Annotated in this window: 18 protein-coding genes; 7 read left to right on the top strand and 11 right to left on the bottom strand. The window is 29.6% G+C overall.

The annotated features are described in order from the left end of the window. Positions 1-2: 2 nt before the first annotated feature. The 3 genes from ACXYRQ_RS00290 to ACXYRQ_RS00280 are packed head-to-tail and all read right to left on the bottom strand — an operon-like array spanning position 3 to position 2,231. On the bottom strand, positions 3-1,508 hold the full coding sequence (locus tag ACXYRQ_RS00290) for a phospholipase D-like domain-containing protein (RefSeq protein ID WP_458614438.1): 1,506 nt from the start codon (positions 1,506-1,508) through the stop codon (positions 3-5). A gap of 43 nt (positions 1,509-1,551) precedes the next feature. Next, positions 1,552-1,791, bottom strand: coding sequence for a DUF2188 domain-containing protein (locus tag ACXYRQ_RS00285; RefSeq protein ID WP_458614437.1), 240 nt, complete (start codon positions 1,789-1,791; stop codon positions 1,552-1,554). Next, on the bottom strand, positions 1,791-2,231 hold the full coding sequence (locus tag ACXYRQ_RS00280) for an RpiB/LacA/LacB family sugar-phosphate isomerase (RefSeq protein WP_458614436.1): 441 nt from the start codon (positions 2,229-2,231) through the stop codon (positions 1,791-1,793). Before ACXYRQ_RS00280 ends, ACXYRQ_RS00285 begins: the two co-directional genes overlap by 1 nt. Positions 2,232-2,386: 155 nt before the next feature. Between ACXYRQ_RS00280 and rpmG the strand changes: the two genes are divergently transcribed. The 3 genes from rpmG to nusG are packed head-to-tail and all read left to right on the top strand — an operon-like array spanning position 2,387 to position 3,362. Further along, positions 2,387-2,539: a 50S ribosomal protein L33 gene (gene rpmG / locus ACXYRQ_RS00275; RefSeq protein ID WP_435130437.1), complete on the top strand. Its 153-nt coding sequence runs from the start codon at positions 2,387-2,389 to the stop codon at positions 2,537-2,539. Beyond that, positions 2,540-2,755 carry a preprotein translocase subunit SecE gene (secE, locus tag ACXYRQ_RS00270; RefSeq protein WP_458597325.1) on the top strand — a complete coding sequence of 72 codons (216 nt, stop codon included), beginning with the start codon at positions 2,540-2,542 and terminating at the stop codon, positions 2,753-2,755. 7 nt (positions 2,756-2,762) lie between these two features. Continuing rightward, the gene (gene nusG / locus ACXYRQ_RS00265) at positions 2,763-3,362 is read left to right on the top strand and encodes a transcription termination/antitermination protein NusG (protein ID WP_458597324.1); all 600 of its coding nucleotides are present in this window, start codon (positions 2,763-2,765) and stop codon (positions 3,360-3,362) included. Between the two features lie 42 nt (positions 3,363-3,404). Here the strand turns inward: nusG and ACXYRQ_RS00260 are convergent, their stop codons facing one another. The 8 genes from ACXYRQ_RS00260 to efp all read right to left on the bottom strand — a co-directional run bounded on the left by ACXYRQ_RS00260 (position 3,405) and on the right by efp (position 12,165). Next, entirely contained in the window at positions 3,405-4,331 is a 927-nt protein-coding gene (locus tag ACXYRQ_RS00260) for an NAD(P)/FAD-dependent oxidoreductase (RefSeq protein WP_435130433.1), read from the bottom strand. 23 nt (positions 4,332-4,354) lie between these two features. After that, positions 4,355-5,338 carry a prolipoprotein diacylglyceryl transferase gene (lgt, locus tag ACXYRQ_RS00255; protein ID WP_458614165.1) on the bottom strand — a complete coding sequence of 328 codons (984 nt, stop codon included), beginning with the start codon at positions 5,336-5,338 and terminating at the stop codon, positions 4,355-4,357. Next, a complete protein-coding gene (gene hprK, locus ACXYRQ_RS00250; RefSeq protein WP_458614435.1) occupies positions 5,331-6,263 on the bottom strand; it encodes an HPr(Ser) kinase/phosphatase in 933 nt (310 codons plus the stop codon). Before hprK ends, lgt begins: the two co-directional genes overlap by 8 nt. A gap of 20 nt (positions 6,264-6,283) precedes the next feature. Next, positions 6,284-9,127, bottom strand: coding sequence for an excinuclease ABC subunit UvrA (gene uvrA / locus ACXYRQ_RS00245; protein ID WP_458614434.1), 2,844 nt, complete (start codon positions 9,125-9,127; stop codon positions 6,284-6,286). A gap of 51 nt (positions 9,128-9,178) precedes the next feature. Then, on the bottom strand, positions 9,179-10,228 hold the full coding sequence (locus tag ACXYRQ_RS00240; RefSeq protein ID WP_458614433.1) for a nicotinate phosphoribosyltransferase: 1,050 nt from the start codon (positions 10,226-10,228) through the stop codon (positions 9,179-9,181). Then, positions 10,218-11,225 (bottom strand): MAGa3780 family membrane protein, encoded by a 1,008-nt coding sequence (locus ACXYRQ_RS00235; RefSeq protein WP_458614432.1) that lies wholly within the window; start codon positions 11,223-11,225, stop codon positions 10,218-10,220. The genes ACXYRQ_RS00240 and ACXYRQ_RS00235 overlap by 11 nt, the downstream gene beginning before the upstream one ends. 62 nt (positions 11,226-11,287) lie before the next feature. Then, positions 11,288-11,599, bottom strand: a complete 312-nt coding sequence (locus ACXYRQ_RS00230) for an MMB_0454 family protein (RefSeq protein ID WP_458614431.1) — start codon at positions 11,597-11,599, stop codon at positions 11,288-11,290. 2 nt (positions 11,600-11,601) lie between these two features. After that, positions 11,602-12,165, bottom strand: a complete 564-nt coding sequence (efp, locus tag ACXYRQ_RS00225) for an elongation factor P (protein ID WP_458614430.1) — start codon at positions 12,163-12,165, stop codon at positions 11,602-11,604. A gap of 394 nt (positions 12,166-12,559) precedes the next feature. On the opposite strand from efp, the gene ACXYRQ_RS00220 reads away from it, so the two are divergent. Genes ACXYRQ_RS00220 through ACXYRQ_RS00205 form a run of 4 tightly spaced genes read left to right on the top strand, consistent with a single transcriptional unit; the run spans position 12,560 to position 17,817 of the window. Further along, positions 12,560-13,996: an ABC transporter ATP-binding protein gene (locus ACXYRQ_RS00220; RefSeq protein WP_458614429.1), complete on the top strand. Its 1,437-nt coding sequence runs from the start codon at positions 12,560-12,562 to the stop codon at positions 13,994-13,996. Then, positions 13,980-14,822: an ABC transporter permease gene (locus ACXYRQ_RS00215; protein ID WP_435130416.1), complete on the top strand. Its 843-nt coding sequence runs from the start codon at positions 13,980-13,982 to the stop codon at positions 14,820-14,822. The genes ACXYRQ_RS00220 and ACXYRQ_RS00215 overlap by 17 nt, the downstream gene beginning before the upstream one ends. Further along, entirely contained in the window at positions 14,815-15,606 is a 792-nt protein-coding gene (locus tag ACXYRQ_RS00210; protein WP_458597317.1) for an ABC transporter permease, read from the top strand. Before ACXYRQ_RS00215 ends, ACXYRQ_RS00210 begins: the two co-directional genes overlap by 8 nt. After that, positions 15,607-17,817, top strand: coding sequence for a type 2 periplasmic-binding domain-containing protein (locus tag ACXYRQ_RS00205; RefSeq protein ID WP_458614427.1), 2,211 nt, complete (start codon positions 15,607-15,609; stop codon positions 17,815-17,817). It abuts the gene before it with no gap. Positions 17,818-17,833: the final 16 nt, after the last annotated feature.

Here is a 17,833-nt window from a genome sequence, read left to right as displayed (position 1 = left end):
CCTTATATTAATAATTTCATTCAAGAAAAAAAGAATTTTTCAAAGATATTGTAGTCTTTATTTAACTTTGGATTATCTGTTAAATCACTGCAATATTTATCATATTCATCAAAAATATCATTAACTTGCTCAACTGCATCTCCATAAATAATATCCATTGTTTCATACTGTGAATTCATACTACGACTATCTAAATTAGCACTACCTGCTCAAGCAATTTGTGAATCAATGATACCGATTTTAGAATGCATAAAATGGTCATTATATATTTTTACCTTTAACCCATGTTTAATAAGTTTTTTAAGTTGTCATAATCCAATTTGATGCACTATTTTCTTATCTGGTAAGCCTGGAAAGTATACAGTTATTTCTACCCCACTTTTTAAACATAATAAAAATTGTCGATACAGAGCATCGGATGCTGAAAAATATGGTGATGCAATTTTAATACTTTCTTTAGCGTTAGCAAATAACTTTAATCAAGTAAATTCGGAAACAGAATGTGGAAAACTTGGTGATTCAGCAACTAAAACAGAATGATTGCGATGGTCATCATCGCAAATTGATGACAAATATTGAGTAGGTTTTAGTTCTTCTTTAGCAAAAATATGTCAAAGTTTTAAAAAAAGCAAGATATAAACATTAACATATTCACCTGTTATTTTATAATTAACATCAATTCAGTGCCCATATTTTTTTGATAATGAAGCATATTCATCAGAAATATTATTTCCGCCAGAAAACACTATTTGTGAATCTATAATAATAAATTTTTGATGGTTGCGGTTAAAACTTGCGGCATTAATAAATGGATAATAAATTTTACCAATATAAATAATTTTAATACCTAACTTAATTAATTTCTTTATTTGTTTTTTTTGAGAATGATATGCACCAAAAAAATCAATTAATCATCTTATTTCGATACCTTGTGAGTGTTTTTGTTTAATAAGATCTAAAAACTCTTTTGAAATTTCGCTTTTTTTGATTATATATGAAATAATAAATACTGATTTTTGAGCATTTTTTATTGCTTCAAATAATGTTTTATAAAACCGATAACCTTCGTTATAAAAATGGTATTGGGAACTTTTGGTCTTGGTATCATTAATGCGAGCAACAGCCTTTAAATTTGCATCATAACATTCATGTGTGCTAGTTAATCCGAGCGATTCGTATGTATTAATTTTATATCTAGGATCATTTTTTAGTTTGATTTCACTTCTGTTTCGTGAAATTCAACCAAAACCAAAGAAAAGAGCATGTCCTACAACCGGGAATAAAATTAAGATATATAATCAACCTAATTTTGCTTCAAAATTGCGCCGTTGTAAACCAATAAAAAACACAAAAAAAGTATTAACAAAATAAGCTATTGTCAAAAATAAGTAAATATAGTTAGCATTGATCAAAAATAACAGACTTGCTATCCCTGCTAATAAAGCAAAAAGAAAAATAAATTGAGCTATAAAGATAAAAAATCTTTTACTAAAAATTCCTGTTTTCATAATTTAATGAAATACGCAATATCAACCAATATTGCGTATATTTTTATTCTGGTTTATAACCTTTTCCAGCACGGATTTTTCCGTTTTCTCCGTGTATATAGTATGTTCCGTTATGTTTTTTAGCTAAATCACGAGCATATGGAATCGCTTCTTTTTGAGTATCAAATGTAATAGTTGCGCGTTCTGAACCTTCACGCGATACTCTTCATTTACCTTTTTCTTTATCTAATGTGATATGTCAGGTAGGTTTTAAGTCTTTTTTCTCAACTAACTTGTCTGCCATTATTTATCTAACTCCTCTATTCTTGATTGGTGTCTACCACCTTCATAATTTGTTTTTAAATACTCATCAACCATTTTTTTAGCATTTTCTGGAGCAATTTGACGTCCTCCGAATGCTAAAACATTGGCATTATTGTGTAATTTTGCTAAATGAGTATCTTCTAACGAAGTAACTCTAGCAGCTCGAATGTGTTTATGACGATTTAGTGCATATGAAATTCCTAAACCTGTACCACATACCCCGATACCAAATGCAGGATCTTCTTTATCCATATATTCAGCTAATTTATGTCCTTGAGTCGCATATGAACTTGGAACTGCATCAGTGTTTGGTCCTAAATCAACTACTTTATAACCTAAAGATTCAACATAATTTTTAAGTTCTTCTTTAAGTTTATAACCGGCATGATCGCTTGCAAAAGCAACAATTTTTTTATCCATTTTATTCCTTTTTTGTGTATTTTTTTGTATTATACTAAATTCTTATAGTATTATAAAGAAAAAATGAAATTTTACATAAGAATTATAAAAATCTTAAATTGTTTTGTTTGCTTGATTTATAGCAAATTTTAAATAATATGGTAGAATTAATAAATATGAAGACTAATCATAAAGTAGCAATGTCTTGTAGTGAATGTCGTCGTAAAAATTACACAACTAATAAGAGTTTAGGTAAAACTGAACGCTTAACTGTTAAAAAACATTGTATCCATTGTCACAAACATACAATACATAAAGAAGAGGTTTAAATGTCACAAGAAAACGAACATATCGTTAAATCGAAGCGAAAAAAACGTTTTTGGATGCGCAAGCTAGTTAAAGAGGTTAGACGTGTTAGATGACCCGATGCAAAAACAAATTCAATTAACTTTGTAAAAATTTTAATTTTTACTGTAATATTCACTATTTTTGTAACAGCCTTATCATTTGGCTTTACACATTTATTCAAATTATGAAACATTTAGGAGGCTTATGAGTAATTTGAAATGATATATGATTTCTACCGTTAGAGGTAAAGAACAACAAGTTATCGAATCATTAAATAACCGAATAGTTGCTGAAGATTTATTACATGATTTTGATTTAACCGCAACACCACAAGGAGCATTTAAAATCTTTCAACGTCCAACACTAACTTCTAAAGAACATCAAAAGAAATTAGAAGGTAATGAATTTAAGGTTAAATATGTAAATTTATATCCAGGTTATATTTTTGCTCATATGCATATGTCTGATAAAGCTTGATTCTTGGTGCGTAACACTCAATATGTTACTGGATTGGTTGGTTCTTCTGGTAAGGGAGCAAAACCTACTCCAGTATCTAATCTTGAAATTACTAAAATGCATAAAAAAGAAAAAGAAGCACAACGACGTTTTGATTCAGGTGAATACAATTTCGGTTTAGAAGAACATAATTTTGTTGAAGTTATTGAAGGTCCATATACTGGTTATGTTGCAGAAGTAATAGCGATTGATCATAAAAATAAAGAAGTGACTTTGTTGATTGAAAGTTATGGTAAAAAATCTGAAGTAACAGTTGATTTAGATTCGGTTCGCTTAGCAGATAAATAATTGATCAAAAATAAAGGATGCAATTAGCATCCTTTATTTTTCTTACTTAAAATTAATATAATCTGATATTTTTTTAGCAGCAATTGCTCCATCTGAGGCAGCTGTGATAATTTGACGAATATCTTTAGTTCGGATGTCACCTGCAGCAAAAATTCCTTTAATTCTAGTTTGCATAAATTCATCGGTTTCTATAAACCCGTTTTTATCTAAAATATTGAGGTTTTTAGCAAAGGTTGTGGTAGGAACCATTCCAATGTAAGGGAAAAATGATCCAATTGAAATAGTTGTTTCATTTCCGTTTTTATCTACAATAACAGCAGATTCTAACGAATCATGTCCTTGTAATTCTTTAATTTGTGATTCACGATAAACAGTAACATTTGGCTTAGCAAGTAATTCATCAACTAATCTTTTTTCTGCTGTGAAATCTGCATCTTTGATTACAATATGTACATGTGAAGCAATATTGGTTAAATAAGTTCCTTCTTCAACTGCTGAATTACCTGCACCAAGCACCAATGATGGAAATCCTTTATAAAGTGGACCATCACAAATTGCACAATAACTAACTCCGCGGTTTAAAAATTCTTGAAAGTTTTTAATAAAGTTTGGTTCGCGGTTTTTCATTCCGGTTGCTATCAATACAGTGCGACCAAATACTGATTTCCCGTTTGTTAATTTAACTTCTTTTTCATAATCCGAATGGTTAATCAGTTCTTCAACTTCACCATATTGATATTTTGCACCAAATTTTTTAGCATGTTCTAAAAAATGTGTTGCAAGTTGTCACCCTTCAGTCATTTCGGTTCCAAGTCAATTTTCCACCTTATTTGTTACCACTAATTTTCCACCAGGTGCGCCTTTTTCAATAAAAATTGTTTTTAATTCTGCACGTGAAGCATATAATGCTGCATTTAAACCAGCAGGTCCTGCTCCAATAATAACTAAATCATAAATTTCTTTTTCCATAATAACTCCTTATTTAATTCAACTTATTTAAATCATATATAAGAATATGCTTTTTTAAACATATGTGTTATTGATGTAGCATCAACATATTGAAAGTAAGCATTTTGATCTTGATATTGATAGAATTTAAACACTTTATGTCTGTATTCTACTTTATATTTAACTTTAGCTCACATTTGATAGTAAATAAATACTAATACACCGACAACAACAAATGCAATCGCAACATATTGATATAATCCATATGCTTCTTCACGCAGTGGTTCCATCGCCATACGTAGCAGTCCGTATCAAATTAAGTATAAACCAATGCTGCTTCCAGGTTTAAAGATACCAAAGAAGTTTATCACTCATACAATTAAAATATATCCAACTAAGTTTGCTAATCCTTCATATAAGAATAATGGATAACGATATGCTCCGTTTAATCCCATTGAATTAGTTAAAGCATCAGAGATATACATATTTTGTGCAAAGGTTTTACCAAAGATTAATGAACTTTGTCCGCTTCAATCGATTTTTCCATAAACTTCATGGTTTGCATAGTTACCCCAACGACCAATAAATTGACCTATTAAGATGGTAGGAATAATTATTGATGCAGCTTTTCGAATATCTAAGTGTTTGCGTTGTGTATAAACATAAAATAAATCTACTAAAATCGTTACTACAAGTCCACCTTGAATACTTAATCCACCCTCTCAGATTTTATACCAAGCTGAACCTTTAAATGGTTCATCTTGATAAATAAGTTGCTCGATTATATATCCAAGACGTGAACCTAAAATCCCAAGTGGGATGGTAATAATGATTAACACAAAGAGTTTATCCATATTTAACTTCTCTCGTTTTCAAAAATAAATGATTGTTAAAATGGATGCTAAATAACCGAGCATAATCATTAATGAATATACCTGCACGCTAAATGAACCAATACTAAATAAAGGTGCATCTGGTATCCCTTCATGCTTTGCTGTTTCAGGTACTCATATCGGAATACTAGTCATCTAGTTCTAACCTCCTTTTTTCTATTTCTTTCAAGATATCAAGTCCATCGTGACGCGATAAATAGGCACTGACAGCAGCTTCAATTAATGAAGCAGCTGAACCCCCTTCTTTGATTGGAACTTGTATTTTCTTAATGCTACGACCTAAAATTGGGTATTTAAGAAAATCGACTCCAATGCGATCTAACTCATTTTGTTTTTCAGTACGAACCAATTCAACAACTAAATTGATAATCGATGATGGTGCTACAGCTCGAATTCCGTATGTATATTTTACATCAATTATACCAATTCCACGTACTTCTAACATATTTTGAGTTATTTTTGGTGATTTACCGATAAATAAATTTCCATTATCTTTGATTAAAACTGAATCATCACTAATTAAAACATGACCTTTTTGCACTAACTCTAAGGCTGCTTCAGATTTTCCTATCCCTGATACACCTGTTATCAAAACACCAGTACCACCTACTAAAACTAAACAACCATGTACTAATTTTTCATCTGCAAAATGGTTGTTTAAATAAGACCCGATATTGGTTGCTATATAAGATGAAGACATCGGAGTCAAGCAAACTGGTACACCATATTTATCAGCCATTAATTGAATCCAACTTAAAGCAGGTTTAGAAATGCGTCTTGAAAGCAGCACCAATGGTGGATTACCTAAAAACACATGTTCAATTGCTCGCAATGCTGCTACTCTCCCGATGCTTTGAAATCATATAGATTCGGTGGTTCCTCATGAAATTATATTTCCTGATAAATCACTATTTCCGATATGTTCGGTTAGTTCCAGACCAACTTGTTTTATTGCAGGCCGATACACACATCCTCAATTAACTTTATTTAAATCATTATTTAAAAGTTTTAAATTAAAGAAGTTCACAATATGTCTAACACTGATATTTTTACGATTCATATTAATTAATTATAAAGAAATTATAAAATTTTGGATAAAAATTCAGCTGTGTATCCAATATGTCATTTAGCAACTTCTTCAGGACTTCCAGATGCAACTATTCTACCACCTTTAATACCACCGTCAGGACCTAAATCAATTAAATAATCACAGTTTTTAATCACATCTAAATTATGCTCAATCACAATTACTGAATCACCTTTATCAACAATGCGATCTAAAATTTCAATTAATTTCTTAACATCATGAATGTGTAATCCAGTTGTGGGTTCATCTAAAACATATAATGTTTTACCTGTAGGTTTGCGTTGTAAATAGGTTGCTAATTTAACTCTTTGTGCTTCTCCACCTGATAAAGTTGTAGACATTTGCCCAAGTTTGATATAACCTAATCCAACATCTAATAAAAATTGAAGTTTTTCGCTGATTTTTTTATGATTTTTGAAAAATTCAAAAGCTGCTTCCACACTCATTTCTAAAATATCATTTATATTTTTATCACGGTATTTGATTTCAAGTGTTTCACGGTTGTAGCGTTTGGCATCACATTGGTCACAAGGGATGTAAACATCTGGTAAAAAATGCATTTCTATTTTCAAATAACCATCACCAGAGCATTTTTCGCAGCGACCTCCATTGGTATTGAAACTAAAAGTTCCTTTATTATAACCTCTAGCACGAGCTTCTGCTACATTAGCAAATACATCTCGGATATCATCGAAAACACCTGTGTATGTAGCAGGATTAGATCTAGGTGTTCTTCCAATCGGGCTTTGTGAAATAGGTACAACTTTATCAATATTAATAAGTCCTTTAATGGTATCAAACTTCGCTTTTCGTTGCGCACTTCATTCGGTTAAACCTCGCATATGTTGAATTCCTGCAACTAAAATATCATTAACTAATGTACTTTTCCCGCTGCCTGATACACCTGTTATCCCTACTAGCATCCCAAGGGGAATTTTAACATCAATATTTTTTAGATTGTTCTCACGAGCACCTTTGATTTCAATAAAATTTTGATTACCAGATCGACGCTTTTTAGGTATCTTGATTTGATATTCACCTGATAAATATTTACCAGTAATTGATTCAGGAGAATTAATAATATTTTCTAAATCACCAAAAGCTACTATTTTTCCACCATGTTCACCGGCTTGCGGGCCAATATCAACTATATAATCAGCAGCAAAGATGGTTTCTTCATCGTGTTCAACAACTATTAAAGTGTTACCTAAATCAACCATATTTTTCAATGTTTGAATTAGTTTTTGATTATCTTTTTGGTGCAATCCAATTGAAGGTTCATCTAAAACATATAAAACTCCTGATAAATTTGATCCGATTTGGGTAGCTAAACGAATCCGTTGTGCTTCACCTCCTGACAAACTTTCTGCGCTACGGTCAAGGGTTAAATATTCTAAACCTACATTCTTTAAAAATGATAATCGATCGATAATTTCTTTAAAAATTAGATTCGAAATTGAAAGTTGATGCTCACTAAGTTTTAATTGTACTTCTTCGATTTTTTCAAGCAATTTTTCAATTGACATTTTTATATAATCAAAAATATTCAACTTATCTATTTTTACTGCTAATGCATGCTGATTTAAACGGGCTCCTTTACATAATGAACAAGCAAAGGTTCCCATATATTTTTTTAAATAATCACGACGATTTTCAGAAGTTGTATTGTAATAATGATTTTCAATTAAGGTTATAATTCCTGCAATTTTATCGCGACGGCGATATTTATTCCCTGATGATGAAATCAATACATAATCTATTTCATCATTTTGCGAACCGTATAAAATTCGCTTCATTTGCTCATCGTTCATCTCATCAATTGGTAAATTTTTAGGAATATGATAATATTCTAACATTGCATCATATTCTTGTCATTCAAGATTTTGAGTATTTACAGTATTAGCAAAATATTTAATTGCCCCTTGTTCGATTGTTCTTCATTGCTCAGAGATTAACACATCGATATCTGCTTTAAATTCTAAACCTAATCCCTTACAATTTTCACACATCCCATATGGAGCATTGAACGAAAACATTCTTGGTTCTATTTTTGGAACTGAAAAATCCTTATAAATACATGCATATAACTTTGAATAAATATTTACTTGTTTAGTAGTTAAATTCTCTACTCTAACTATCCCACCTGATTTTTCAGTAGCAATATTAATTGCTTCTGAAATTTCATTATACTTTTGCTCACTTACTTCAATTGCTCTAGTAATAACTAAATCAATGTTATGTTTATTGTTCTTATTTAGTTTAATTTCATCTTCAAGTAAATACATATCTCCATCAATTTTTACCCGTGTGTAACCATCATTTTTAAGTTTTTCAAGTAGGTTTTGATGACTTCCTTTTTCACTTTCAACCAATGGAGCATATATTGCAATTTTTTGATCTTGATTATTTAAAAAAATTTGATCAAGAATATCTTTTGAAGTTTGTGAACTTATTTCAATGTTATGATTTGGACAAAAAACCTTACCAATCCTTGCAAAAAGTAATCTAAAGTAATCATATAACTCAGTTACAGTCCCAACAGTTGAACGTGGATTATTATGAACAGTTTTTTGTTCAATTGAAATAGCAGGACTAAGTCCTTCGATTTTATCCACATCAGGTTTTTTTGTTCCACCTAAAAACATTCTAGAATATGAACTTAGCGAATCAACATATCGTCTGCGACCTTCTTCGTAGATGGTATTAAAAGCAAGAGAACTTTTTCCACTTCCACTGAGACCTGTAAAAACTATTAACTTGTTTTTTGGGATTGTTAAATCAATATTTTTTAAATTATTTTCGCGAGCTCCTTTAATCACTAATACATCATCTTTCATATCACCTCTTTAAATATAAATGTTTATAGCTATATACCGGTAATAAACATTTTATGCTTTATTATTTGATTTAGGTATATAATCAATTAGGTTTGGATTATAGCGATATCCACGACCTTCTTTAGCTTGTTTTTTACCATTTAATAAGGTTGCATCAGCAGAAAATGAATTATTTAATTTAAATATACTTTGTCCAACTCCATAAAAATCTACAGGTGCATTTGAAGCTTCAAAATATGCTATTTTAGATGCATTAAATCCAGATGAAACAACAATTTTATAATTGTTAGCACCTACATCATCCAATGCCACACGCAATCTTTTTACTTGTTCAACATTAACACCATAAAAATCTGGATTATCAGGTTCATTATCAAACATATGATCCTTCATATTCTTAGATGTATCAATCCGAACACCTCAAACCTTATCACCTAATGCATTCCATACTGCTAACGAATCTTTAACAACATCATTATTGTAATCTACTAAAGCGATAATTTTATCGTTTGGAAAACTATGTTGAAATGCAAGTGTGGCAGCAACTACATCACCATCAAAATTTTGTATTAAAGCATGAGGCATACTTCCGAAAACACTTTCTTGATTGTTTTTTTGAGCAAATTTCTGCATCGGTGTCGATACAATGTGAATACCTGCAATACCAACTGCATATCCATCGATTGTTTGATTGATAAAATGATCAGCACGATCACCCATAAAAATTATTTCTTTGTTATTAGCAACTTTCTTAATATCATATGCATTGGTGGCAATCGAAGTATAGCGAGCCAAAATCCCGTCTATCATACCTTCTCAAATTCCAAAATCTTGATAATGTCCTGTAAGTTCTAATACAATCTCTAAATTATTGATTTTGCTACCATCAGGTAAATATTTAATTTTATATTTAGAAGTGTCAGTTTGTTCTTCAAGTAATCCTAAAACTTCTTGCATTCCTGCTAAAATACTATCATCTCGACGCTGAAAAAACTGTAGTGTAATAATATTTTTTGGATTATGCTGCTTTATAACTTCTTGGGTTTTATTAAAATAACTTGCAACATAATCGGTTGCTTTATCATCCTTTTTATTTTTCATTTTTTGCTTCCTGCATAACTGCTTTACGTTGCTCTATCGCTTCAATTCTTTCTTTAGTTTTAATAAAGTAAACTGGAGGTAAGGCTTTTTGTCCTGGTTGTAAGATTCTCAATACTTTTCTAAGGATAAAACCAACAGCAGGCGCCGAAAAGAAAGATAGAGAAATCATTATTAATATTAAAATAGATTTTAAATATAAATTATCTCCACTATAACCTAGTGGATGTCAGAAACTGATAACTGAATAAATTGCTATCCCGCGATCTAATTCGGTATTATATATCTTTGGAATAATATAATTTTCTTCATTAGTTTGTGCTACTATACTCGGTAAAAAGTCATGTTGACTAAGATTTTTAAATTTATAACCAAATGTATATATAAAAATAACAAAAATCAAATATGTAACTGGATAAATCGAAAAACTTCATATAACACGGGTACTTACACGAATTCTTTTTCTTTCTCAAAAAAGAGTAATTATACCAAAGAATGGAGCGATCGCATGTCATACTAAAGTTCGATAAAAATCGTTATCTGTATCATTTCCACCGATGCTAGAATCAACTATATAACCAAATCAAAAAGCTGATACAACTATGATAATATAAACTATTCCAGAAAAATAAAATTTTTGCATTTTACGGGATTTTTTAAAAAACGGAAAGATTAAAATCGTAATTGCCATTAAAACATTTGACATAAAAGTAAATCAATAAGTTGTTCCTCCTCACAATAATAGCACTGCATTAGGAAGCAAACTGCGATATACTTCACGTTGCATATTTGGATTTGAATCTGCTATTTCTTTGATTTTCCTAAGTAAATCTGGATTTTGATTATATACTTTTCAAGTTTCATAACTTTTATCTGCTCAGTTTCATAAAATAATTGAAATATATAAAAGAATAAGATTGACTCCTATAATAAAGGTTGCTCAATCTTTGGAATCGAAATGTTTATAAGTATAATAAAACTTTCTAAAACCTTTTTCCATATATTTCCTTTTATTTAACTGATGATACATAAGACAAACTTTTAATATTATTTTATGTAAAACTAATAAAATCCCTTTAAAATTAATTGAATATTTTTTGGTTTAATATCAATTAATGATTTTATAGCACTTTTTAACTGGTTACTGATATTTTTAAATAATGTATTTAATGATTTTCGCGATGTTTCCTTTACTTTTATTTCTAGGTATATCATTAGATTTGTATGATTTTCTTCAAATACTAAATTAGGTTTACCAACAACTTTAATTTCTTTAAAATCTGACATTGTAAATTTTATAATATCTAAAAAAGCACCCTCTTTAACAACATAAATTTGATCTGAATTAAAGGGAACATTAATATAATTTGACATAATTACTCTTTTGATTTACCAGAATACTTACCTGTTTCAGTTGAAATAATAATAATATCACCTTCTTTAATAAACATCGGTGTTTCTAGTTCATAACCTGTTTCAACAATCACTTTTTTTTGTGGATTTGTAGTGGTATTACCTTTTACAGCATCTGGTGCTGATGTAACTTGTAAAGTTACATTAACAGGTAGCTCGATATCCAAAACTTCGTTTTCAAACATACGAATCTGAACTTCCCGTCCTTCTTTTAAAAAGTTCATTTCTCAAGTAACTTTATCAAGTGAAATTTCAATTTGCTCATATGTTTCTTTGTCCATTAAAATAATATTTTCACCATCTGAATAAAGATAATCCATTTTTCTTTTATCGATGTGAGCCGGTTTTACCTTGTCTCCACCTGTATAAGATTTTACGGTGGTTGAACCTGTTCTTAGATTTTTTACTTTTGCTTTAACATTTGCTTGTCCACGTCCTTGTTTAGAATGTTGAGCTTCTAAAACAACAAAAATTTCTCCATCATCTTGAAATGTTATTCCAGGCTTAAATTCATTTACATTTATCATATTTCCTCGTTTCTGACTTTTTTTATGTTTTATAAATTATAACTGAAAAAATTTAAATATGCATCCTTTTTATCTCATAACAAATAAAATCATATTTGTTATTTTGAAGAATTTATATATAGTCTTATCATACGAAAACATATTAACCATTTACTTCTATAAATAACATTACAAAAAAATTAAGAATTTATTATGATTTTTTTTGCTCTTATATAAAATATAAAAATATGAAAAGCAAAAATATTTTAATTCAAAAATTAGCTATTAAAAACATCTTAAGCAATTTTTGTGATTTAGAATATCCGTCTTTATCTTACAGTATCGAAGAATACTGTGAGAATCTTTTCGATACCGTCTCCCTGCTGCTTATTTAAATCAATAAGAAAGGAGATACATGTATATTAATTCAGATAATAATCAATCAAAACAAATTGAAACAACTCGTGAAATTAGTTTGAAAAAAACTAAAAAAGCAAATATGCCAATTATCGAACTTAAAGAAGTTGTTAAAGAGTTCGGTGACAAAACTGTCTTACATAAGATAGATTTACAAATCAAGCGTGGTGAATTTGTTACTATGCTTGGTCCATCTGGTTCAGGAAAAACTACCATCTTAAGACTTATAGGTGGTTTTGAATGAGCAACTCGTGGTGAAATTTTATTTAACGGTTATGATATTAAAGACCTTTCTCCACATAAACGTAATGTTTCAACCATTTTTCAAGATTATGCATTGTTTCCACATTTAAATGTGCAAGGAAACATTGCATATGGTTTGAAATTAAAACGTATTAAAAAAGAAGAAATCAATCAAAAACACATCGATTTACTTAAACATAAAATTGAAGAATGAACCAAAAAAGCTGATGCAAATATGGATAAAATTGATACACAGCAAGATAAATATATCGAAGCTTTAAAAAAGATACCAGCAGATACATCGCAATATAATCGCATCCAAAATTGGTTGGATGATTTAGATTTTAAATATTCTTATTGAGAGAATTATGTTGCTCAAAAGAAGGAAGCATTTGAAAATAGATATTTCAAACGTAAGATGACTGCTAGTGAAATGGATGAAAAAATTGAAAAAATCATCGAATTAGTTGGTTTAAAAGGTAATGAAACTAAAGCAATTTCTGAGTTATCAGGTGGAATGAAGCAACGTGTTGCTCTAGCTCGTAGTTTAGTTATTGAACCTGAAATTTTGCTGCTTGATGAACCTTTATCTGCTCTGGATGCTAAAATCCGTAAAAAGATGCAGGAGTTACTAAGAAGTGTACAACAAGAATTAGGACTCACTTTCATCTTTGTAACCCATGACCAATCTGAAGCACTTGAACTTTCTGATCGCATTGCTGTAATGCGCGATGGAATAATCGAACAATATGATACACCTAAAAACATATATGACTACCCTGTAAATATATGAGTTGCTAGATTTGTTGGAGATTCAAATATTTTTGATGCTAAATTTTTACCTAACGGGAATGTAAAATTGTTAGGTAGAGAATTCAAAACTATCCATGATATCGAAGAATTCGGAAGTGAAAACACCCTCGATGCATTAATTAGACCTGAAGATATAGATATAACAAGTAATCCAACATCGATGAGCGGAAAAATACCAAGTTATGTAAAAGATATTTCCTACCGAGGAAGTTATTATTATTTAACAGTTGAAACAGAAGATGAAGATATTTTATATGTTGAAACAGCCAAAAAATTCGACATTGATGAAAAAGTATATTTAAGTTGAACAATTGATACCATTCATTTGATGAAAAAAGATCCAAAGTGAGATTATACAACTAATGTTTTCAAAAATTAAACAAACATTCACTTTTGACAAAAAAGCCTGGTTATTCTTACCTTACTTATTAATTGCAATTTTCTTAATTGTATTACCTGTATTAATGATTGTTATCAGTGCTTTTTCAGCAACCAATAATGAATCTTTTGATGCAGCAGTGTTGCTTAAAGATCTTAACACTTGAAACATTATTGGTCGTTCATTATGAATAGGAATTGTTTCTGCCTTCTTATGCTTAATCATCGGTTTTCCATATGCTTATTTTATTTCAACATCTAAATCAAAAATCTTTAAACTTTTTGCATTAAGTTTAATGATTAGTCCGATGGCAATTTTTACCATTGCTCGAATTTACTCAATTAAAGGTTTAGCATTAGCTATTTTTCATACAAATCCTAAAACACTCAATAGTGAACTTTTTATAATCTTTGGTCTTACCTATTTAAACCTACCTCTAATGGTTTTACCTTTATATACAGTATTTAAAGATATGCCAAAAAATATTATTGAAGCAAGTAATGATTTAGGATACAATAATATTCAAACAATGTTTAAAGTTATCGTTCCATATGGAACTAAAGCTATATTAAGTGGCTTAGCAATTATTTTCTTGGCTAGTGCAACAACCTTTGTAATTAGTGCAAAATTACTTCCAGATGGTTCACAACACCAACTTATCGGAGATTTAATCAACTCAAAACTAAATCCTGGTAATAAATATGATCTAAGTAGTGGTTCTGCACTTGTTATAGTGGTTTCCGCTATCTTCATTGGTGTATATTCTTTATTTATATTCATACCAAAACTCATTTTTAAATTTAAAAAAGGAGCACACTATGAATAAATTTACTGAATTTTTAAGACGTAGTTATATTTATATTATTTTAGCAATTATTTATGTTCCTTTAATAACAGGTGTAGTATTTAGTTTTAATCAAAAAACACCAAAAGGTGAGTTTAATCCAACTTGAACTAAAGGTGTTTTTGAAAACTGAGTAACTTTATTTGATAACGGACGTGGGCTTGCTTTATTAAACACAATTTTATTAGCAATTATTGTTTCAACATTAGTTGTTATTATAAGTTTAATTACCGTTTATGCTCTTTATCGACAAAAAAATCGTTTAATGCGTTCTACTTTGACAGCAACATCAAATATCCCACTTATCAATCCTGATAACATCACTGCATTAGGTCTTGTGTTAGTGTTTTCATTGTTCTTTGGTATTGTTGCAGTTGATTCAGAAGGTTTTGGTAGATTGATAGTAGCACATACAATTATGGCATTACCTTATGGAATTTCTTTAATGCTACCACGTAGTGAAAAATTTAACAATAACCTCTTCGAAGCATCGCAGGATTTAGGTTACTCAAAAACTCGTGCATGATTTAAAACCTACCTTGTTTATATGATTCCATCAATTATTACAGTTATTTTAGTTTCAAGTGTTCTTAGTTTTGATGACTTTATCATAACCCGCACTGTATCAAATGCAAGTACTTTAGGTACAAAATTATATGAGGGTGCATTTGAGCCATGGGGATTGGTTATCGGTTCAATCGTTTTATTTATTACTATTTTAGGAAACATTGGTTATGCAATTTACAAAACCAAGAAAAAGGGATAAATGAAACTAAATAAGAAACTTTTATTAGCATCAACTATTGCGATAGGTGCAATTTCAGGTTTCTCAGCAGTTTTAGCATCAAAAGTCGAAAATCAATTTAAACCAAGTTTTTATAACTATAAATCATATATGTCTGATGCTAATATTGCTCAACTTGCACATACATTTGATTATAAAGAATTCGATGAAATTAATCAATTTAGTAATGCTTTAATTAATAACAAAGCAGTTGCTGGAATTGGTTCAGAATTTTTAGCAGTAGAACTTGCTAAAAAACAACTTATCGGTAAACTCAATTACTCGATTTTCTTCAACTTACCACAATATTCTAATTACTTAGAATATCAAACTTTAAAACATCAATTGGATGATCTTAAAAAGCAACTCATTGACAATCCAAATAACCAAAAATTAAAAGAGACATATAACCATATTTTAATTAAATATCAAGATGCACAAAAATCATACATTCAAATTAAAAATTATGTTCGCTTATCGATGCGTCCAGAGATATGAGAACATTTAAATCGTTACGATTTAAGCAAAAAAGGTGATAACAACAGCGATGAATCATTATGAGAATACTTTTATCCATATTATTCACAAGATATGGTAGTTGCATATAATATTCATAAAATTAATAAAGAAAAGCTAAATAAGAATGCCTTTGATGAAGATTCAGGAATTGACTTTAGCAAATATGTTGATAAATTTATCACACCTAACAAAAGCAGTATAAAAGACCCATATGCATTAATTAATATTTTAAAGACATTAAAAGTTAATGGTTATCAAGACTGAGAAATCACCGATGCAATTCGTGATAATATGCTGTATGGTTCTGCTTACTGACCACTACCTGATGGTGGTCGCACTTTAGACAAATTTACTGGTGCAGTAGTAAAAGATGATTCTTCGACTAATACACAACCATATAAAATTCTTATCGATTCATTTGCAGACTTAATTAAAGACGGGACTGGTTTTGATGTTCGCAATGCAAAACATATAAGTTTAAAAGGTGATGGATTAGAAATAGCAAATGATTTAATCAATAAAAAACGTCCCGATGTAACATCTGCAATTATGTATAACGGGGATGCAATTGATGCATATTATAGTGAAGATAACTTTCCAGATGTTCCTGATGGATCAATTCGTGCTGTTAAACCACACCAAAACATTCTTTTAGTTGATGGTATAGTTATTTCATCACATATTCCAAAAGAATTAAGCAATGAATATCAAAAAGCTATTTCTCAAGGTTATTATTCATATCTTAACGATATCGGTAGTAGGTATGATAAACTCGTTAACCAAAAAATGATATCTACTTTTAATGAAAACACATCTGATGCAGAGATTGCTAAAGCACAAAATTTAGTGACTGAAGAATATGTAGCTAATGTATGAAAGGATTTAAAAACCCTAGAGTTAGGCAAAATTGATTCTTCAGATATAAAAACTAGTGATATTAATACATTTATAAATTCTTTATACAATGAAATTAACTTAGCATCAAAACAAAACGCTGAAAAATTCAATGAATTTTATAAACTAAGAGATGACTACGATCAAGGTAACGATGTAGATCAAGAGCAAAGAATCTCATATGTCCCACATCTTTTAGAAAATTATCTTAGTAAAAATTATTCAGAATTTATAAATAAATTTTCGCAATTAGCACAAAAATCACAAACTGATTTGTTTACTATTTCAAAAGAAGAATTTATTAATAAAGTTTCAAAAACAATAAGTGATAAAATTCTTGCTACTTATGTTTATTCAGTTGTAAACAATGATCTTTCAGATGAAGATACATCTGAAACAATTAAAGGATTATTTGATGATGCTTTAAAAGAAACGAATGAAAAAAGTGATAATGAAAAACAAGAAATATGAACCGAATTTATAACAAGTTTTATTGCTAAAATGCTGGCATATGTTAATATATCAGATAAAGAATATTTGGCAAAACATCTTAATTTAGAAAATTTTGATTATGTTAATTATGATCCGGTGGCTATCACAGACTATGAGGTAGTGCTTAGAAATTATTTTAATGATAAATACGAAGGTCAGGACTTTAATTTAATAAATATTTATGAAATTAAAAACACTGATGGGATGATTCACGAAGCAATCCAACCTGTTGATGATAAAACCTTAAGTCAAATTACAACTTACTATTTTTCAAAAGTAAAATCTTAAAATCAGGGGAACCTGA

Source organism: Mycoplasma sp. 394, assembly GCF_054353895.1.
Note: the sequence above shows the minus strand (reverse complement) of the source record. Positions and strands in the feature narration are given on the sequence as shown.